Below are 20,948 nucleotides of genomic sequence, written 5' to 3' on the forward strand. Positions count from 1 at the left end.
ATACTGATATAATTCAATATATTGCTATCGATAATAACTTTAATTAAAAATGTCTAAAAATAATAAAAAAACTGTAATTAGAATCGTTTTAGTGTCGTTGTACGCTATTCTTGTTATGAAATTAGTTAGCTTGGGTATGCCTGAAAACACTGAATTTCAATTACAAATTCCAAAGGGATTGTTTTTGTTCTTTTACCTGCTGTTTTTTAATTTGAATGTTGAAGGCAGCTTATTTTTTGACCGTTATTTAAATAAAAAACATCCTTGGTATTCCAACCCACAAAAAAGGCTTTTTATTCAAATAGGAGTTATCATCTTATGGACATTTATATCCATAGGGATACCTTTTACTGCTTGGTATTTTATCAACGAGCAGTCCTTAATTTATCCGAAAGCACCTGTTATTATATTTATCGGTTCTATTGTTTTTTTAATTGGTTTTATTAGTATTTCCATAGCTATAAACTTCTTTACCCAATGGAAAGCTTCTTTATTGGATGCGGAATATTACAAACAAGAAAAATTAAAATCAGATTATCGGGTGTTGCAAAATCAGGTAAATCCGCATTTTTTGTTCAACAGTTTAAATGTATTGATTTCAGAAATAAAACACAACCCAATAAATGCGGAAGATTTTACACGCAAACTTTCAAAAGTATATCGCTATGTTTTACAAAGTAAAAATCACGATTTAATTTCCTTGAAAAAGGAACTTGAAATTATTGATTCCTTTATTTTTTTGCATAAAGTTAGAATTGCCGATGCTCTGGACTATTCAGCACATATTTCAGGTGAATTATTACATAAGCAATTACCACCTTTGACCCTTCAAATAGTTATTGAGAATGCCATTAAACACAATGTGGCTAATGAAGAAAATGTGTTGAAAATTTCGATTAAAAGCGATGGTGATAATAGCATAATAATAAGCAATAACCTGCAGCCTAGAGAGAATACAGACTCTACATACACGGGCTTGTCCAACCTAAGTAAGCGATATGAATTGCTTAAAAAAGATGGGTTTACCTGCGGAGAAAAAGAAAATAATTTTGTAGTTACAATCCCCTTAATCGATGAATAAGATGGCTTTAAAAGTACTAATAATAGAGGATGAAATTCCAGCACAACGCTTGCTAAAAGAAACCTTGCAGGAGATAAATTTTGAAACCGAAGTGATTGGTTGTTTAAACAGCATAAAATCTGCCGTTGCTTGGTTTGAAAACAATCCACATCCCGAAATTGTTTTATTGGATATTCAATTGTCAGACGGACTAAGTTTTGAAATATTTAAGCAGGTAAAAATTGAAAGCACAATTATATTTACCACCGCTTTTGACGAATATGCCATACAAGCATTTAAAGTAAATAGTATTGATTATCTGTTAAAACCTGTTGAAAAAGACGAGTTGCAAACTGCTTTTGAGAAGTATCAGCATTACAATAAACAATTCATTAAAGAGCAGCATTCCAATATAGATTTTTCAGAGCTTGCTTCCTTAATTAAAAGCGAAAAGACTGAATATCGCAAGCGTTTCTTGATTCAATCTAACGAGTCGTTCTTTCATCTATCAATTGAAGACATTGCTTTCTTTTACAGTATGCAAGGCATTACTTTTGCGGTAACTTTAGAAAAAAGAGAGTATCCTGTTAATTTTTCACTTGAAAGTTTAAAGGAGCAATTACATCCTGATAATTTTTTTAAAATAAATCGGCAATTCATAATGAGTATGGATGCAATTAAAAGGGTTCATTCCTACTTTAATGGAAAACTAAAACTCGAAATAATACCGTCACACACAGAAGATATCATAATTGGTAAGGACAAGGCAGCAGCCTTTAAACGGTGGTTGGACAAGTGAATAAAAATGAAAGCACATTAAACTTTATGAAATCAGAGCTAAAAAGTTCAAATAGAACTAACGCAAAAGTAAAGTAGTAAGTTATTACCCTGATGTAGCGTTGGCAAAACGGCCTAAGAGAATTTTGGCAAAACAATAGGCGAGGGGAGCGGCCATATTCTAGAGGGCTCGCAATACAGTATGTTGATATGAAGAATATTTCAAAAAGTTCAAAGCGTCTTAAAAGTTAGAATGCTTTCTAGAATATAGCGACTGAGCCGTACATTGTTTCTAAAATTATCTGTAAGCCTTGATTTTTTTGTTTCTTTTTTTATCAAGAAAAAAAGATAAATAGAAACCTTACTGGTTACCATGTTTAAATCTATTTTACATAATGTTAGAAGTACCTAAAGAAAAGTTTCAATCAAGACGAGAGGTTAGCAAGTGCTAAGAATTTTGCTCGCAGAGAAAATTTTAGCTCTTGCGGCAAGCTGACGAGAATGCTGTAGAAAAAAATCTTGCACACATTTCCTCGAATACGAGAATTTTGAAAACATCTAAAAGGACAGCTTTTAAATGGCGTTGGCTATGCGGCTGGAGATTGTGTTTAAAATAAATTGCCAGAGCAATTTGATTTTAAAAAGCAATGAGCGCATAGGCAGCGGCTATTTTACATAACGACTAATTATAGATACAGCCGAAATGTTTCTCGCTAGGCTTACTAAGAATTTGAAATTTTCTAAAAGGATTTTTCTGTGTAAAAATGTCGAAGCTACGTGAATTAAAAAAGTTGATGTCTCTGTTCGTAATTCCCTTAAAAACTATAAACGTGAGGGATATTTTACATAATAGAATTATAGCTTACAGCTACTAGGCTTGTTTCAATTCTAGATATACCATTCTGTACTATAATTTTTCTTATGTTGAATAGAGAAAAGAATGTTTCTATATCTTTTTATATTCCAAGCCCATGCGGAAGTCGAAAAACCTTTCCACTCCAATCCTCCCATAGCAGACACGCTTCGCCGGTCCACTAGGGAAGTCCTTCCGTTCCAGTTTTTCCGACCTCCTCGGCCGCACGAAAGCACAAGTGGCGAAGGGCCGCTTGACCTTTCTTCTCCCTACACACAGAACCTGGCAAATCCCTGTCCATTTTTTGTACCATAACATCGAAAATTAAAATGGGTATTGATTCTTTTAACTATCTTGAAATCAGCTTTTGGGAGAAATGAAAAAGATATTCGAAAATATCGCCAATTGGTTGGTCGCCTTGAACGCAAGAAAAGACAAAATCAACCGGAACATTAAGGCCTTTATGAGAAGAGGAAATAATGGACTGATTGTAGGGGCTGTCGTTTTTGGAACTATTGCCGTTCTTTCATCGATTAATCTTTACAAAGATCATGGCAAACTTTGGCTTGCCCTGCTTCCCATTTGTTTATTGGTGATTTTATTTTTTGTGGTAATGGTATCTGATGCTTATAAAGAGAAAGTGAAATATCAAAGCCGAAGTTCACGAATGAAACTGGTCGGTTTCAATATGGATTTCAATGAGCGTGTTCTTAGAAGGATCTATGGTTCCTTAACCCAATATGAATATCTGGACGAGAACTTGACAAGCTTCTCCAATTTTTATGAAGTTATGGTCCTGGATTTTAACGAACACGATTCGGTGCTGCATTTTAACTGTACCCAACCGCAATTAAAATATATTCTGAACAAGTTCAAGCAACTTAAGAAGGGGATTAGTTTAAAATCATTTGAGAGATCCCAAAAAATTTACCATAAGGGAAACTTGATATCCGCAGAGATACTTTCAAAAAAGTACAATGAGTTTCCTCCCAATTATGAATTTGAACAACAGATAGATTCATTCTTCGATTTCTTGGGGGATATTTAAATATTTTATGGGGTAGATTTCCCCTTTTTCTTCTTTTCACCAGCTTGCATCTCCTTTCTTTGCCTCGAACATTTGTAACACAGGTAGACCGCACGGCGGCTATTTTAAAGCGAGAATTATGGAAATAGAAAATGACATGGTAGATCTCTTGAGGGATATTAAGGGGCTTCTTTCTCATCAAAAGAAAGTGATGAACGTAGATGATCTTGTGGCCTATACGGGACTCTCCAAAAGCAAGATTTACAAACTGACCCAGTTACGATTAATCCCCATGGGAGGTAACAAACACATCCGCCAGAAATTCTTTGACAAGGATATTATAGATGCTTGGTTATTGGGCGAACCTAATTTATCAGATGACTATTTGGATCGGGAATTCAATAAGCAATTACCACGAAAAAAGAAGTAGTATTTCTATAAATACATGCTAATTAGTAGTAGTACTAATAAGTAAAAAGTATGTGGATAGGTAGAAAATGATGAAACGGAATGTAGATCTAAAATATCCGATTGAGTGAGAATTCAAGATGTGTCATTGTCATGACAAATCTTGCTTTTGCTCCCGATGGGTCGCAAAAGAATAGGAACCAGTAACTGGATTTTCTATATAGGATTATAGTTAGGGTTTCAATGTATATTTTTAAAAAGGTTAGGGAATAAAGGTTCAGAAACACCAAAATGAAGAAGGAGTTTGTACAGTTTAGATGTTCTATTTATGAGAAGAAACTGCTAAGGGTCAAGGCCGATAGGAGTGGACTTTCCATAAGTGAGTATTGTCGCCGTGCGGCTTTTGATGATCGCATAATAGAACGGTTGACCCAAGAACAAATAGAGATGTACAGAATGTTGGCCAGGTATGAAACAAATTTTAAGCTTATCGGGAATATGTTCCGAAAACGCAATCCAAAATTGGCAGATGAAGTGGTGCAATTGGCCAGTGAGATACGTCGACATCTTTTATCATTTAAGAAATGATAGGTATGGGGAAATCCATATCGCATACCGGAGCATCCATGGGTTATGGTTGGAACGGGGAGAAGGAGGCAGAAGTCGTCTACCGCGAACATTTATCGGGAGACAATCCTAAAGAGATCACTCAGGAGTTCAAGATTATCCAGCAGCAGAACCACCTTTGCCAAAAGAACACCTTGAGTTTTGTGCTGAGTCCAACCATTAAAGATGGGCAGGGTATGACGAACAAAAATCTCAATGAAATTGTTGAAAGGTTTCTTAAGGAAATGAGGCTACAGGAACGGCAAGCCATTGGCTTCGTGCATAGGAATAAGGAACACACCCATGTTCATGTATACGTAAACCGTATCGATTTCAATGGGAATGCCTACAAGGATAGTTTTATAGGAAAACGGAGCCAACAGGCGGCGGAAAATGTGGCAAAACAAATGGGTCTGACCACGGTAAAAGAAGTGCAGCAGGAAAAACTGAACCAGATTCAAAATGTAAGAGGGGAAATAAAACAGATACACGATAAGGTCATGGAAAAGGACAAGCCAAAAAACTTTGATAGGTACATCAGCGATATGGCCAAGAAAGGTGTAGAGGTAATTCCAAGTATAAATAGGCAAAACCAACTCCAAGGTTTCCGGTTTGAATACAAGGGGCATAATCTAAAGGGGAGCGAAGTACATCGCTCCATGTCCATGGGGAACATAGCGGGAAATATGGGGTGGGATAAAAATGTAGCTCAAAAGATGGCTAAGGAAAATACAGTAAAACTTCTGGGTAAGCCCGTTGGGCTTTCACCCAACTTGGCGGCAACTATTGCCAGGAAGGTGGTAACTGTTGCTATTAAGAAATCAATTGGACTGGGAATGGAAATATAATATCATGGCAAAACTAGATGAAATTATGGAAGTGCTTACCCAAGAAATATCCGGGTTCAACAATTCCATTGGTAAACTGGAGGAACTATCCACAAAATTTGATGACCTAAAAATAAAAGCGGACACTTCGCATTTGGAGTTTCAACTAAAGGAATTTTTAAGGCTGCAAAAGAGCAACTTGGAATTTTATAATAAGCGGATGGATGAAGTCTTGAAAAATATAGAAAAATCTAGATGGACCCCAAAATGGGAGATGTCGTTGTTCTACCTTTTCATGATAATCAACACCATGGCATTTGGTTATATGGGCTATAATTTCATAAACTATGAACAGGAAAAAAAGGCTGTGGTTTTAAAAGTAAAAAAGGAAAGCTTGGGAAGGGCACGTGGCTATTTTGAAGAACATCCGGTCATCTATAAAGATTTTGAAAAGTGGGCCCAAAAGCAGGATAGTGTTCCAAATCGGGAGTAGGGTTGCGCCCAATTTGATTTCTTCTTTACGCTTATCTTCCCGAACGCTAAAGAAATCCAATAGGATCCATGCGCAAAGTTAAGAGGTAAGGATTTGGGACAAGTAACAGCCAAATTCTATAAATACTTTGGGAATCTTTTAAATAATGCTTTTCAATTTTTTCAACTGTTCACTATGTTTGTCAGGGTTTGTTTCCTTTAGTTTTTGTAAGTTTTGCAATTTCCATTGCACAGCAGGAAATTTTTCAAAATTATATAAGCTCCAGTCCGGTGTAGCGTTTTCAAATTTCAATAGAAAATCTTTATCGGTAACAGTTAAACTTTTATGGATGTTTTTTATTAGTAAATTCCGGGTAGCTTCAAAATCAACATAGGTAAATGGTTCATTGCTCATTCCGTCGAATTGATTGGCCATAGCGGAACGCTGATCCAAGAGGTTTGGGAACAACATTTCATATATAGGTCTCTTGCTTGCTAATAGACAAAAAAGAAATCCCTTTTTTATTTCATCAGCAAACCCCTCATTTTCTAATAGATATTTAACATCGAACAAATCCCTCGGGTGCTGTCGGTCCAATGCGGCGCAGATTTTACCTCCGTAGAGTTGGCCTACAGGTACCACATGAATGGAGCAAAACGCATCAAACTCCGTTTGTGCTTTATTACACAATTCTATTTCTGTTACCGATGCTATTATGCCTCGCATCACTTGGCTCACCTCCAGTTTTATTTGGGCTTGATTATTGGCAATTAAAAGCTTGAGTTCTTTTTCTTTATGTGTTATTCGAGCATTTGGTATTATGGTTTCAATATTGGATTTGATTCTCGAGAGTGCTTCTGAAATATGGATTAAGGAAGTATTCCTATCCTCAACTGGAATATATGTTAAATCAATATCCACTGAAAGTCGAGGCATTTCTCGAAGAAAGAGATTGATAGCAGTACCACCGTGAAGAGCAAAGTTATTTTCTTTAGCTACTTCGGGTAGTACGCTTAACAGCAATGAAACTTGGGATTTATAATTCTCCATTGGCTAGTACAACTGGAACAGTTATTTTATATTTTGGGTCATAAACACCATTCTTTACAATACTTCGTTTTCCACTTCCCAAATTTATTTTATCCATATTAAGGTGTTTTACCCAATTATGGTTAACTTTTTCAGCTAGATACATAAATAGGCGATTTACCTTGACGGAGGTACAGTTTTCCAGTAAATCTTGAACAAGATTGGGTCTTAGATTGTTTAATCCCTCCATTAGTTGGTAACACTCTACTAATTCTTGATGTTTTGGCGCTAAAAATAGGCACTCTAACATGGCCCTTGCGGCACTGGACACTTTTATTGAGAAGGTTTTTAGTTCTACTTCAACAAGGCCTATATCAGGGGGTAGAAATGAAGAACTGTGATAATCCAATTTTACACCCCAGTCATGATGCATGCACCAGCTGGGCAGCTTTTCATGTTGTCCACCAAAAACGGTTACCTTATTTGGCGAAAGTTCCAAGTAGTGGGATTTACCAAGGAGGGATAATGCCGTCTTGCCCGCCGGATGAACATATAGATCAGCTTGTTTTTGAAGGGCGTAGATGGCCCCCTCATAACCAACCTCATCACCCGAACGTATCATGGCACCAGTTCCGATTGAGGTAAACCAATCGCTGTTTCGATAGCGTTTTTGTAGATCAAGGCTGTACCCTTTTTGTACAAGCCACGATGATAGGTACACGATACCTGTAGGGTGCGTACTTAATAATTGGTTTATTTTTATTCTTTTTTCGGTACTCATGGTACCAATTTATGCTTTTTTTTAAACCAATACAAGTTGTAGTTTAAAAATAATTGCTCTTCGGTACTTTAAGTACTGAAATTCGATGGGATTTAAACTGTTTCCTTTTGCTAGCAATCATTATTTCTAAAAGTTATCTAGGTGAAAATAATTGACATAGCAATAGCTTTGGGTTATAGCGTTTTATTTCATGAGGGTTGTTTCAATTTATATAAGTTTTGTAAGTGTAAAACTCTAATATTCAAACTAGTTTAGAATAAATTACATGCTAGGCTAATTTTTGTACAGCACGCTAGGCTAATTTTAGTACCTTATTTACCCTGACTTTGTTACAAAAGATTGAAAAAATTACTCTTTCACTGTTAGAAATAATCGTATAAATTTTCCTATGAGCTCACTTTAAAGGATGATTGCTGATTGATTTTAAAAATAATTTTTGAATGAAATGAGTATTAATATCCCCATAATAACTATATTTGGGGAAAATATTACCCATTATGAAAAATAAGAAAGCTGTCCTATTTCCAAAATACCAGAGAATAATGGGGCAATTAGGAGAGAATATAAAGCTTGCCCGCAAACGAAGAAAGCTTACAACAATCCAGGTATCCGAACGGGCAGGTATAGATAGAAAGACTTTGTATCAGATAGAAAAGGGGAATTCAAAGGTAGCGATTGGTTCATATTTTAATGTTCTGATTGCACTTGGTTTGCAAGATGATTTCTTGAAGTTGGCAACAGATGACGAATTCGGAAGAAAACTACAGGACTTAGATTTATTATAACAGGGAAGAATGGCACAAGGTAAATTTGATATATACGTTTATGCACATTGGCAAGGAATGCCAGAAGCTAGGATGATAGGTGTTCTTGCGGCCCATCATGCTAAAGGAAAGAAAGCATTCAGTTTTGAATATGATAAGGGTTGGATAAAATCAGAACAACAACTATTGTTGGACCCTGATATCCAGTTTTATTCGGGTCCACAATACCCAAATAAGAAGGAAAACTTTGGTGTCTTTTTAGATAGTATGCCAGATACCTGGGGAAGAACCTTGATGAAAAGACGTGCAGTACAACTAGCTAATGAGAAAGATCGAAAAGCTACTACTTTATATGAAATCGATTATCTGCTTGGAGTTTATGACGAAAGTAGAATGGGAGCTTTACGTTTTAAAATAGACCGTGACGGACCATTCTTGGATAATAATGAAGAGAATCCTACGCCCCCTTGGTCGTCAGTGAGGGAGCTTCAAGAAGCTGCCAAGCATTTTGAGAATGACACCGATAACGAAGAAGTAAAAAAATGGTTGGCCGTTCTAATGGCCCCAGGATCTTCTTTGGGTGGTGCAAGACCCAAAGCCAATATTTTGGATGAACATGGAAATCTTTGGATAGCAAAATTTCCTTCAAAGAATGATACCATCGATAAAGGAGCATGGGAGTTTTTAGCATATCGATTGGCAATAAATTGTGGAATTGAAATGGCACCTTCCCGAATGGAAAAAATTACTGGAAACTATCGTACCTTTTTTACACAACGTTTTGATAGGATAATGAAAGAACGTATCCATTTTTCATCAGCCATGACCATGACAGGGAATAATGAGGATACCATCCGGGATACCAACGCAAGTTATTTGGATATTGCTGAATTTATCCAAACCTATGGAGTGAATATTGATAATAACCTACATCAATTATGGCGACGGATTGTTTTTAATATTGCGGTTTCCAATACGGATGATCATTTGCGAAACCATGGTTTTATCCTAACCCCCAAGGGTTGGAAACTTTCCCCTGCCTATGACATAAATCCTTCCATAGATAAAGATGGATTAGCACTTAATATTGATATGGATAATAATGCTTTGGATTTGGAATTGGCAAAAAGGGTAGGGGAATATTTTCGTTTGGATGATAAACAAATGGATATTATTATCGATGAGGTTGCCAAATCAGTTAGCCATTGGAAGGAAATAGCCGTAGAGATTGGAATTTCACGAGCAGAGCAGGAACTTATGGGTAGTGCCTTTAAAAAAAGGTATTGATTTTAGCTAGTTTTTGCATTTGGCTATTGTTAGATATTTTTCGTAGTTTTATACAGTAAAAAACATAGAATAATCACGTTCAAAAGTTACTGTCAAAATTGAGTGTCCGTACAGGGATTCGATGTTTGAAAATTACCAATAAAATACTGATAATCAATTACTTGTAATAAGGAATTGCATACTGTCATCCCGACCAAGCAGAAAAGTGATTTGCATATGCAAATCACTTTTTTTGTTTCCCGTGGAGCCAAACGCAGTTTGGGCGAACATGGGAAACAAAAAAAGTACGAAGGCGCTAGGCTTCTTCTTTCTTATATTTATGACTGTTAACAAGGAATTTAAATCAACAGGTATATTTTAAGTGTGTTTAACCTATAACTACGTTTGGTATAACAAGAATATAATTTGTTAAAGGATATCGATTACGTTTTTCAGTTTATGTCCAATCTCTATGGCAATGTTTTCCAATTCTTTATTCTTTACTGCCTGCATAGATGCCATTGGATTTACTGCAGCAACTTCTATTTCTCCATTTTCTAACTCCTGAACAATTACGTTACATGGTAACATAGTACCGACCTTATCCTCTGCTTTTAAGGCTTTATGCGCAAAAGGTGCGTTGCAGGCTCCCAAAATTCGGTATTTCTTAAAATCAATATTTAATTTTTTCTTTAAGGTGGCAGTAACATCTATTTCTGTTAATACACCAAAGCCCTCATTTTCCAGCTCATGGGTAACTTTTTTGATTACATCTTCAAATTCACCAGATAAGGTTTTAGCAAAATAATATTTCATAATCCACTTTTTTTAATGATTAATAATAACTCCTATAAAAGTAGGCATATATGACTAGACCCTTTGTAACGTTTGTAACACAAATACCTACTTTACTGTCTCTATTAATAAATATTTCGAATCGAGGTCATCTTCCCTAGCAATTTTATGTTTGCAACATGGATAGTATACTTTATTTTACTTTCAAATTCGTAATAAAGTAATAAAAGAAGTCTATGGTAGACTTTTCAAATTATTAATATATGTCCAAGTGCAACCTTTAAATTGATTGCATTAATAAATTTAGCTATTGAATTACGTTCCATGGAAACAACTATTTACTTTAGATGTGTCTATAATTGAGTCGGTTAGGTCAGTGAATTGGCTAAAGACAGTTTTTTGGACATAAAATAATAATCACTAAAACTTAAAATTATGAGAAGTATTCTTTGGTTAATCGCTGTAATTAGTATTCTTATTTGGGCCTTGGGTTTTTTCGGAATCATTGCGGGAATGGGATCCAGTAGTTTGATTCATATTCTCTTGGTAATTGCTGTAATTGCCGTTCTTTACAATATCATATCAGGTAGAAAGCCTTTATAAGATTTATATTTTTAGTAGGTTTAGCGAAGGGTGACCCCGCACTCTTCGTATTGCCTATGCTGTATGGCGTTTGGCTACTTTAATTAGGGATTCCCTAATTTCCAAACATCCTCAAATTTCTTGCTGTTATCCGAATATTTTATCTACATTTCAATTAGGTCTAAACCTTTTCCTTTTTTTAGTAAAAATGTCCTCCCTATGATATTTTTAAATTTGCTATGGGTGGTTTTAATGTCCTTGAAAATTATACCCATTACCCCATTATTAATATTACCTACGATAATTGAATTATGAAACCGATTGGATCCAGTATAATTCGCCAACTATTTATTATTTTACTTATCCTACTGCTGGGAGGTTTAATATTCCAAGCAATACTACCCTATTTTACCGGAATTTTGGGAGCTATAACTATTTATGTCCTTTTACGGGGGCCTATGGCAAAACTTGTTACAAGGGGGTGGCATCCAGACTTGGCAGCTGCCGTATTGTTGGTGGTTTCCTTTGTGTGTATTTTGTTGCCCGTTTCCGGGATCATTGTAATGCTCGGCTCAAAAATAAGCAATGCCGTACAAAATTCCGAGAAGGTAATTTCGGCTTTGAAATCACAGTTGGGTAAATGGGAAAATCAACTTGGATATGATTTAACGTCCGAAATAGATGCGGGCGCTATCTCTACCTGGCTATCCAAAAGCCTACAGGGTTTTGCTGGAGGTACCTTCACCATGTTCATAGCTATAGGAATCATGTATTTCATGCTTTATTATATGTTGACGAATCGGCGTGAATTACGTGAATCCTTGTTCAAGTATATTCCTATAGGCAAGGGAAATCTAAAAATAATAGGAGAGGAAGTAAGGGCAATGGTGCGTTCCAATGCCTTAGGTATTCCTTTGGTGGCTATGGCCCAAGGGGTCGTGGCGCTAATAGGATTTTTGATTTTTGGGATTAATTCTCCATTCTTCTGGGCCGTAATTGTTACCATAGGTTCTATGGTTCCCTTTATTGGTTCTTTGTTGGGCATTCTGCCCGTTTTTATATTATCTCTCTCCAATGGTAGCTCCTTCCAAGCTTGGGGTATCCTCCTTTATGGCTTTATTGTGGTAGGCGCAACAGATAATCTATTTCGACTTTTTATTCTTAAAAAATTGGACAACGTACATCCTTTAATTACGTTGATAGGAGTAATTATTGGGGTACCCATTTTTGGTTTTATAGGACTAATTTTTGGACCTCTACTTATTAGTCTTTTCCTTATTATTGTACGAATGTATAAAAAGGAATATGCCAAGGACAACCTTTAATAACTACCAGACTTCATCCCTTTGGAACAATTGGAGTCCTTCTATCTTTGAAACCTCTTGTAATGCGTTAGGGATCGCGGCGGCATCCCCGCAGCACCGCTAGGGATATAGCCAAGGGCCCGACCGCCGAAGGAGGTAATGCCCTAATAATGAAGAGATGCACAAGGGAAATATGACAGCAAATTCCTATCTTTCCAATCTTAGGACAAGCTCCAGTTTTGTGATAGGCTCAATCTTAGGGGTTGATCTATTACAACTCTTCCATAAAAAAATAACCCCCACTGAATAGTAGAGGTTATAGTAATGAAATTTAAATTTTGAGCTCGAGGCTACATATTGTCGATCTCTTCTTTCAATTGTTCTTTTCTCTTTCCGGTTTTTTCTTGCAACCGGCCTAAGAATTCGTCGAACTTGCCTTCTGAATAAGTCAGGTCATTATCAGTAAGATCACCATACTTTTGTTTGAACTTACCCTTAACTTGTTTCCATTTTCCTTCTAATTGATCACTGTTCATAGTAGTATTGTATTTAAGGTCTGCTCTAAAAGGCAGACAGATTAATAAATCATCTTTAATAAAATTAGCCCTAAATACTCATGTCCAATAATTCAAAAGATTAGATTTTTAATCCATTTAATGTAATGGGAAAACTTTAATATTTCTTTAATAAAACCGAAGATATTAATAAGTTTTTAATCATTAAAAGGGATAGCCGATGGCAAAATTGAAGACGAGATTTCCACTGCCGCCATCAAAAAAAGGAATTCTGATGCGCTCCCCTTCAGGCAGGTAAGGGACTTGTAAAGGGGAAGCAAAATCGAACCGCAACACAAAACTTTGGATATCTACCCTAAGGCCCAAGCCTAGGCCTATACCCAATTCCTTGGCCCAATTGGAGCTAAATTTTCCTTTGGCAACCAATTCTTCGTTGAACTCACGGCTGGCTGCAGGTTCATCTTCTGAAATCTCTATGTCATTGGTCAACCATACGTTACCGGCATCCGCGAATACGGCGCCCTTTAAGTACGACCATATTGGAAATCTATATTCCAAATTGCCTTCTAATCGTAGATTTCCAGATTGGTCGAAAAAAGAAGAGGTGCCATTTTCATCAGAACTAAATGTTCCTGGTCCCAGCGACCGTATCTTAAATGCCCTGACACTATAGGGACCCCCCGAAAAAAATTGCTTTACAAATGGCAGAGTAGAAGAGTTGCCGTAGGGAATGCCCCATCCTGCATAAATTCTACTTACTAGGGATTGTTCCTTGCCCCATTTTATATAATAGCGAAAATCTATGTCGGCCTTGGCATATTGAGCATATTCCAACCCAAAAACAGTTTTATCGGACCCGCCAATAAGGTGTAAGGTGTTGCCAGCTACATCTACGCTTGAGGAAACAAATATGGCGTGTTTTTTATTCACATCTACCAGTTCGTTGAAGGTAAAGGTATAGTTAAGCCCAGCGATGAATTGTTGATCGAAACTTTGTTTCAAAAATGGATTTTTATCCAAAATGGCCGTAAATTCTTCAGAGGTGTTCGATAGGTTAACGTAATTGACGCTAATAGGGTTAAGCTCGTGGTATACAAACCTATTGGCATTCCAGGTATAACCAAAGGAGGTATTGAACGAATTTAGGGTATAAAGTTGAGTACGCGATAGGAAATCGGTTCCCAGGCTAATTTTGGTCTTGGGTACCGCGTATTTAAATTGTTTGGGAGAAAAGGGAAGCAGTCTAGGGATGATCAAATCGGTTTTCAGGCCTCCCGCTATACTGCTAAGGCCTGTGCCTTTACCACCAGAGAGCTGAGTCTCATAGGCAAAATTGCCTGTTATGCTTAATGTTTCCCCTCCTTTAAAAAGGTTTCTGTTGTTGTATGTGAGGGATATTCCGGGGCCTGCAAAGCCGTTTGATTTGGTTACGGCCTGTAATTGGGCCCTTACAGACCTTTTGGTGAGCGGGGAAAGTAATAGGTCGGCGTATAACGAAGCAGTACTGTCTTGCTCGGTGCTATCATTTTCATTGAACCGAATATTGACATATTTATAGTTACCCAAGGCCGAAAGCCTATTACTGGTTAACCTGGCCGTTTCCGAATTATATTTCTGACCCACCCCGAACAATATATAGGGTTCCAACTTTTTTGGTTTAAAAAACTCTTGTTTTTGAATAAAATTTATGTCGTTGACTACTGTTGGGTTGGCGCTAACCTTCATATCCGTTTCAATGGAGAAGTTGGGATACACCGAAATGGAATCAATGGTATAGGCAATCATTGTTTTCTTAGGAAGATTTCTTTTCAACCTTAGAAAGAGGTCGAACTTTTTGTTGTCATAGCGATTGGTATCGGCTTCAAAAATCAAAAAATCTGGATTAAAGTTATAATACCCCCTTTGTTTAAGTTCGTGGTCTATTCGTTCCCTTTCAAATTTCATCAACTCCAAATCAAAACGATCCCCTATCTTAATTTCTGTTTCCTCCAAAGCTTTTTCAATTTCGGCATAGATGGGCAGCGAGTCATTTTCCAGTTCAAATTTTTCCAGCGTATATGGTTTTGGCAATGATAAGTTATATTTAATGGCCGCGTGTTTTTGTGTACTGTCTATTTCAGATGATACTTTGCTATAGAAAAACCCGCGATTGTCCAGTCTGTTCAGCATTAGTTGTTTTACTCGCTGCGGATTTACATCGGATAGATAAACTGGTTCTTCCCCGATCTTCTTATTAAGCCACCGGTTTAAGAAGCCAGGTCTTTTACGTTGTGCTTTGTAATGAAAATAGAGGCCCGGTCGCAATCCCAAAAATCGGGAATTGGGTTCCGGGGTTAGTAGGGTGTGCAATTCTTGCGTTACTTTTTTAGGGTGTTTTATTTCCTTATCTAACGAAATATCAATTTTTGAACCAGTATATAATGTTTCGCCTTCAGGGATGTATTTACCAACACTGCAGGAATACATAAACACTAGAGTTAACAGGGTTAAAAGAGTCCGATATGTTTTTGTTGTCATCAAACTTTTATTGATTTTTTGGTACTTCTTTGTCTTTTTCTTCAGCCGATTCGACTTCCTTTAAAGGATTGAACAACTGACTAAATCTATTAAATTCCCTATTGAAGATCAAGGCAACCCCAGTGACGATCAATTGTCCATCAATGATGTTCTCGTACTCGTTCTTTCTAAAACCCCTTAGTCTATAACGGCCATCTTTGGTAAGCAAATACTCTAGGCTTACGTTACCGATAATGGGGGTTTCCTCTTGCCCTGGTTGCGAACTGCCCTCAACATCAACTGCACTTCCCGCAGTTACGATCAAGCGGTCGTTGAACAATTTTTTCTTGGCGTTGATATTCAGTTGGGTACGGTCTTGGGGACTTTCACCTTGGTAATCGGTAAAACTGTCCAAATCAAAATCCACCTCCAACCCTGCCTGTCCAAAAATCCTGTCCGAAAAAGCGTTTAGTTCCCCAGATAATACTTTGTTTACATTATCCCTAGCTATGGCCGTAGTACCTCCAATACTTCCGTCACTTCCGGAATCGGGATAGAAACGATTAAGTGCCAACAAGGAAAATACCTGTTTGTTCAACTCAGTCTCTTGTTGGTTCAATTGTTGTACCCTTCCGTAGACCGCACCTCCCAAGGATCCCTGTTCATCTTCTGGCATATCCAGTCCAAAAGACAATTTTGGTTCCAAGAGTTCCCCATCTACATTAAGATAGACCAAAAAAGGTAGGACTTGTCGGTATTTACCGGTTAGGCTATTATCTTCGCTGGAAACCACGCTCGACATTAGCGGTGAGGCAGAAGTTTCTACCTTATAAGTAGCGGTAACGTCCAATTTGGCATCCGTAGGGTCTCCCTGCCAGGTAATGGTGCTATTAGGGTTAATTAGGAACCTTCTTTTCACCAGGTTGTACAGATTGGTCTCGTAATGTCCGGAACTTAGTTCATATCTCCCTGTAAGTTGGATCCTACCATTGGGTTCCATATTAAGATTTAGGGAAGCATCGCCTGAAACTTTTAGGTTATCACCTGTACGTTCATCAATAATAATATTAAAATTGGAATCATCGGCGATCTCCAAAATTGCTTTAACATCAAAGCCCTGAAAAAAGGCCTGAGTTTCTTCCTTGTCATTTCTGGTGAGTATGGCATCTGGATGCTCACGGTTAACAAAAATGACAACCCCATCGCGTTCTTCAACATCCAATTGCGATTCTGGGACTACGTAGGTTACGGAGGTACCTTCACGCACACGAATTTTCCCGTTTATTATAGGAAGTTTCAAATCGCCCTTTACGGTAAGGTCAACATCAAAACTAGCCTTTCCATAGAACAACTCGTTATCTTTCTCGGTAGAGTTTAAAAATTGAAATTGTTTTGCGTTAAGGCTTAGGTCAAACTTTGGATTCAAGAGTTCTTTTGAATCAATTGAACCATCCAATGTGAAATTGCTGCTATTGGCGTCCGTAATTTGAAAATTGTTCAAATAAAGGCCAGCGGTATCAATTCGTAATGTCTCATTCGAAATCTTAAAGACCGAATTCAAGCTGGCCACATTAAAATCAGTTTCGTTAAAATTAATGGTTCCTGTATATTCTGGTGATGTGGTGGTGCCGGAAACATCTATTTTTCCAGAAAGATAGCCATGGGTATTTTTTAACATCCCAAAGGAAAAATCCTCAATAACCTTAAGGTCAATTTTATTTAGGTCCAGATCAAGGTTCAGATTGGCACCTGTTTCTGCAGCTGCATAATCCCCATTTAAATCTATGTCCAGACCACCACCTTTTAAGGCTAGATTAAAATCATAGGTATCACTGGTTCTGCTAGAAGCCTTTAAGGTTAAGTTACCTAAGGGGTGTTGCATTACCTCTAAACCGTTAATTTCATAATCGGCAAGAATTCCAGTTGCCCCGTAGGGATTTTCAATAATCAGATTCCCATTTACCATTCCGGAGGCCAAGGGAGTATCCGGGTTTAATAGACTTAAAAATGTTTGTAATTTAAATTGATCGAACTTAAGGGCAAGATGTTTTTCTTTTGAATTTGAAGCGGTAGTACTAATGGAGAGTTGTTGTGCATTTCTTGATAAATTTACGTTCTTAAATCCTATATGGTTGGGAGCGAAAGATATCTGATTGTCTTCAGGGATAATCCATTTCTTCTTATTGAATAAAAGTTCTTCAGGGCTTATTTGAAGCAAGGTGGTGTCCTTGGCGAGAATCATTTTTGAGGCTATGTGCATTACTTTTTCCTTGTCGTCCCAAGAATTGAAATCCAATAGTAATTCCCTGTTATTTAAAGTGCCCTCCAAATTTGTTTTTTTAATATGCACAGGATCTGCCATTAGGTTTATAAGGCCGGCGGTAAAGTTTAGGTTGGTGGAATCACCAATTATTGAAAGATTTAGACTGTCCAATGTAACACTCTTGTATCTGGCGGAGGGAACATTTAATTGGGCATTTAGTTTCATGGTGGCGGCATCAAAATTTGCTCTTACAATTATGGAGTCCATTTGCTCCAAGTCCTTAAGGAAGACTTCCGTAACAAGGGCATTGGGATTAATTTTTAAATCCATTTCAAGTTTTACCGAATCGGAGGGGGAAGGTTCCATCAAGGTATCCACAAAGTAACTTTTGAATTGTTTGGTAATAGCCGTATTGATGCTTGCAGGGGAAGCGTTCGATTTTAACCTGCCATTTAGAAAATCGCTTTTGATCGTAACATCTGTACTAATTGTATCGATCTTGGATTTTATTTGCATACGTCCCATTTGGTATTGCTGATCGTCATAAACTGCTATGCCATTGTTTATCTGGACATTCAATCCATAGTTTTTCATGTTCCCGTTAAAATCTGCTTCCAAATCCAGTCCTGTCTTAATGTTTTCCCTGGTGACACCAAGCGCCTGTAGATCGGCCCCGATAACATTTAGGTTTAGACGAATTTTTGAAGAGGTAGAATCCAGGGTCATAGAGGTGTTGGCCGTAAAATTCAGGTTCGTATCCTTAAAATTTAAGTCAATGTCGCCTTCTCCGTTTTTGATCTTCCCGTTTAACTCCAGATTTGAAAAGTCATAGTTGTTAAGTTTTAATTGCGTGAAATCGGATTCAAATTGAGCATTTAGAGTATTAATACTATTTCCACTGCCAGAGGCCTTAATATTAAAGGTCACGGGTCCGAATTGTTCATTTTTCAACAACTTTCCTAATTGCAGGCTATCCACTTTAAGATTTCCGTCGAAGGTGTTTTGATTTAACTTGGCGTATTTTCCCTTAAGTTGAGCAGTACCTTCCGGGATTTTCAAGAGGGCTTCTCCCGCGATATTTTTTAGGTTACCTTGGGTTTTTGCCTGCAGCATTATGGTCTCAGGAACTGCAATGTTCAAATCCTTTTCGGAAACAAATTTGAGCACATCTGCCCGGATGGAAGTTGCTTTTATGTTTGGGAAATCAAAGGAAAGTGAATCGGTTTCCATAAGCTGGGATATACGTCCCTCGGCTACCAAAGAACTGCCGCCCCAGTCAAATTGTAGATTGTGGATCCCAAAATCGTCAAGTGTGCCTGTAGCCTCTAATTTTCCTGTAAGCGGATGTTTAGTGGCGACAGCAAAATATTCGTCATTACTTAAATCCGGTTTAAAGAACAGGGCATCCTGCAGCGCAAGATGTAGCACAGGCATTTGTAGGTCAACTTTGGTTCTTTCGGGGAAATGGATAAACTCTTTTATAGATGGATAGTCCATTTTTAGATCTACCGTAAGCCAACTTGAGTTGGTCTTTAATTCCAATCCCGAAATGGTTGTCGAACTGTCGTCCAATTTGGCCTTAAAACCTAGATTGTGAAGTGAAAAACCACTTTTGTCAATAAAGGAAAATTGATCTAGCCTCAAGCTGGTATTTTTTGGTCGGTAGTTTATGTCGTTGGCCTTTAGGCTAAGATGCGATAGGAAAATATCGTTAGGGTTGAACTGATCTACAGTTATTGCTTTATTGGATGAGCGGTATTGGAAAGAGTTATTTTCGAGGATGATATTGTCCGCCATTAAATAAAATTCAGGCCAGGAAAAATCAATATTTCCGGAATTGGTCCCAATAGAATCCTTAGGGGCTGCATCGGCTTTTTGAATATGAATGGATATATCTGAGTTTTTAAGAAAAATTTCTCCTATTTCCACTTCATTCTTTGCTAAATCAGCTTTCGGAAGCTGTAATTCAAAATCGCCAAGGGCTGCATTGGCAAGTACGCCATCTGGAATAGAATTGTAATTTGCACGTACATTTTTCAGTTTTAGATTTTTGACAACCAGAAATGGTAGCGCGGTTTGTGCGTTATCCTGAGGGACAACAGATTTGGTTTGCTTGTAAGTGATGTTGGTATCCGAAAGTTCAAGATCTTCTAGGTTGAAGTGCATGGTCTCCAAGTCCACGGTATTGGCATTTAAATATAATTGCCCTAAAACAAGCCTGCTTTCCAGGCCCAGATATGCGTCATTATAATCGATTTTAAAGTCGGAAAAATTAAGCTTCCCAATATTAATTTTCAAGGGGTCTACCTCTTGGGGTGGGGGAGTTGTATCATTGGTAGCTAAAGCATCCAATATAAAATCGAAATTAAAGCTACCTGAATTCACACTTCTAGTAATGTATGCCCTTAGACCATTCCATTCCAGAGATTTAAGGTTTAATTCGTTGTGGAACAGTAAGGGAGAAAGGGGTATGTTGGCTTCCAAAGTGTTAGAATACAGTAAGGTATCCCCTTTTTTGTCCTCCAAGTACAGGCCTTCTAAAAAAGCATTCCCAGAAAAAGTGATAAAAAGACGGTCTATTTCAACCTTAGTATTGGTCTTATTAGTAATATAGGCGGTGGCTTTGGAAACAATTATATTTTGTCCCCAAGGGCTTCTAACGAAAAGTACCAAAACAACAAATAACAGTACAAACACCAAAATAACTTTGGCAATGGCCCGAAGTAATCGATATTTAAAATTGGTCTTTTCCATATAATATCAGCCAAAGATCATCATTATTGCAATATTAAATGAGCTTTTATCAATCTTAAACTAACTTATAAAATATATTAAATGGATACAGGGAGTTAGACCAAATATCTTTGGCAACATGAGGGGAATTATGTATGTCTAATTTAAGGCTTTCCCAAGTCATGGCAAATAATGTTTTTTGGCTTGTACCCAATGGAAAAAGGAAAAACATAAAGCAAATATATTCTTTGTAGATAAAGACCAATGCCACTAACCAATCATGTATTAACTTTATCAAATTTTTAATTTCATTTGGTATTTGCGTTATAGGTTGTTTTTTGATACTTTTTTTCCAAGTTCAGAAATCTAACAATAGCTGGGATTAACTTG

Annotated in this window: 17 protein-coding genes; 11 read left to right on the plus strand and 6 right to left on the minus strand. The window is 37.2% G+C overall.

Translation table 11 applies throughout. The features are described 5' to 3' along the window. The first annotated feature begins 49 nt into the window (after positions 1-49). The 7 genes from CWD90_RS10495 (at position 50) to CWD90_RS10525 (ending at position 6,051) form a co-directional block, all read left to right on the plus strand. Entirely contained in the window at positions 50-1,081 is a 1,032-nt protein-coding gene (locus CWD90_RS10495; RefSeq protein WP_103475969.1) for a sensor histidine kinase, read from the plus strand. A 1-nt stretch (position 1,082) separates the two neighbouring features. After that, positions 1,083-1,859, plus strand: coding sequence for a LytR/AlgR family response regulator transcription factor (locus CWD90_RS10500; RefSeq protein WP_192878013.1), 777 nt, complete (start codon positions 1,083-1,085; stop codon positions 1,857-1,859). Positions 1,860-3,066: 1,207 nt separating this feature from the next. Next, entirely contained in the window at positions 3,067-3,738 is a 672-nt protein-coding gene (locus tag CWD90_RS10505; protein ID WP_103475973.1) for a hypothetical protein, read from the plus strand. A gap of 118 nt (positions 3,739-3,856) precedes the next feature. After that, positions 3,857-4,147 carry a helix-turn-helix transcriptional regulator gene (locus tag CWD90_RS10510; RefSeq protein ID WP_103475975.1) on the plus strand — a complete coding sequence of 97 codons (291 nt, stop codon included), beginning with the start codon at positions 3,857-3,859 and terminating at the stop codon, positions 4,145-4,147. A gap of 269 nt (positions 4,148-4,416) precedes the next feature. Beyond that, positions 4,417-4,713 (plus strand): mobilization protein MbpA, encoded by a 297-nt coding sequence (gene mbpA, locus CWD90_RS10515; protein ID WP_103475977.1) that lies wholly within the window; start codon positions 4,417-4,419, stop codon positions 4,711-4,713. Between the two features lie 5 nt (positions 4,714-4,718). Next, positions 4,719-5,579 carry a relaxase/mobilization nuclease domain-containing protein gene (locus CWD90_RS10520; protein ID WP_317045721.1) on the plus strand — a complete coding sequence of 287 codons (861 nt, stop codon included), beginning with the start codon at positions 4,719-4,721 and terminating at the stop codon, positions 5,577-5,579. Positions 5,580-5,583: 4 nt separating this feature from the next. Continuing rightward, positions 5,584-6,051, plus strand: coding sequence for a DUF6730 family protein (locus CWD90_RS10525; RefSeq protein WP_103475981.1), 468 nt, complete (start codon positions 5,584-5,586; stop codon positions 6,049-6,051). 138 nt (positions 6,052-6,189) lie between these two features. On the opposite strand, the gene CWD90_RS10530 is transcribed toward CWD90_RS10525, so the two are convergent. Both CWD90_RS10530 and CWD90_RS10535 read right to left on the minus strand, forming a co-directional pair. After that, on the minus strand, positions 6,190-7,080 hold the full coding sequence (locus CWD90_RS10530) for a nucleotidyl transferase AbiEii/AbiGii toxin family protein (protein WP_103475983.1): 891 nt from the start codon (positions 7,078-7,080) through the stop codon (positions 6,190-6,192). Continuing rightward, positions 7,067-7,840, minus strand: coding sequence for a type IV toxin-antitoxin system AbiEi family antitoxin (locus CWD90_RS10535; RefSeq protein ID WP_103475984.1), 774 nt, complete (start codon positions 7,838-7,840; stop codon positions 7,067-7,069). The genes CWD90_RS10530 and CWD90_RS10535 overlap by 14 nt, the downstream gene beginning before the upstream one ends. A gap of 497 nt (positions 7,841-8,337) precedes the next feature. Here CWD90_RS10535 and CWD90_RS10540 point away from each other — a divergent pair, with 497 nt between their 5' ends. Next, positions 8,338-8,625: a helix-turn-helix domain-containing protein gene (locus CWD90_RS10540; RefSeq protein ID WP_093978909.1), complete on the plus strand. Its 288-nt coding sequence runs from the start codon at positions 8,338-8,340 to the stop codon at positions 8,623-8,625. A gap of 9 nt (positions 8,626-8,634) precedes the next feature. Continuing rightward, a complete protein-coding gene (locus CWD90_RS10545; protein WP_103475986.1) occupies positions 8,635-9,891 on the plus strand; it encodes a type II toxin-antitoxin system HipA family toxin in 1,257 nt (418 codons plus the stop codon). A gap of 408 nt (positions 9,892-10,299) precedes the next feature. Here CWD90_RS10545 and CWD90_RS10550 read toward each other — a convergent pair whose 3' ends face one another. Continuing rightward, entirely contained in the window at positions 10,300-10,686 is a 387-nt protein-coding gene (locus CWD90_RS10550; protein WP_103475988.1) for a DUF302 domain-containing protein, read from the minus strand. Positions 10,687-11,100: 414 nt separating this feature from the next. Between CWD90_RS10550 and CWD90_RS10555 the strand changes: the two genes are divergently transcribed. Both CWD90_RS10555 and CWD90_RS10560 read left to right on the plus strand, forming a co-directional pair. Next, the gene (locus tag CWD90_RS10555; RefSeq protein WP_103475989.1) at positions 11,101-11,268 is read left to right on the plus strand and encodes a lmo0937 family membrane protein; all 168 of its coding nucleotides are present in this window, start codon (positions 11,101-11,103) and stop codon (positions 11,266-11,268) included. A gap of 290 nt (positions 11,269-11,558) precedes the next feature. Next, positions 11,559-12,572, plus strand: coding sequence for an AI-2E family transporter (locus CWD90_RS10560; protein ID WP_103475991.1), 1,014 nt, complete (start codon positions 11,559-11,561; stop codon positions 12,570-12,572). Between the two features lie 329 nt (positions 12,573-12,901). Here CWD90_RS10560 and CWD90_RS10565 read toward each other — a convergent pair whose 3' ends face one another. The 3 genes from CWD90_RS10565 to CWD90_RS10575 all read right to left on the minus strand — a co-directional run bounded on the left by CWD90_RS10565 (position 12,902) and on the right by CWD90_RS10575 (position 20,579). Then, positions 12,902-13,087, minus strand: a complete 186-nt coding sequence (locus CWD90_RS10565) for a CsbD family protein (RefSeq protein ID WP_103475993.1) — start codon at positions 13,085-13,087, stop codon at positions 12,902-12,904. A gap of 183 nt (positions 13,088-13,270) precedes the next feature. Further along, positions 13,271-15,583 (minus strand): translocation and assembly module lipoprotein TamL, encoded by a 2,313-nt coding sequence (gene tamL / locus CWD90_RS10570; RefSeq protein WP_103475995.1) that lies wholly within the window; start codon positions 15,581-15,583, stop codon positions 13,271-13,273. A gap of 7 nt (positions 15,584-15,590) precedes the next feature. After that, entirely contained in the window at positions 15,591-20,579 is a 4,989-nt protein-coding gene (locus CWD90_RS10575; RefSeq protein WP_103475997.1) for a translocation/assembly module TamB domain-containing protein, read from the minus strand. Positions 20,580-20,948 lie beyond the last annotated feature (369 nt).

Origin of the sequence: Arenibacter catalasegens (assembly GCF_002909235.1) — a bacterium.
Taxonomy (GTDB): Bacteria; Bacteroidota; Bacteroidia; order Flavobacteriales; family Flavobacteriaceae; genus Arenibacter; species Arenibacter catalasegens.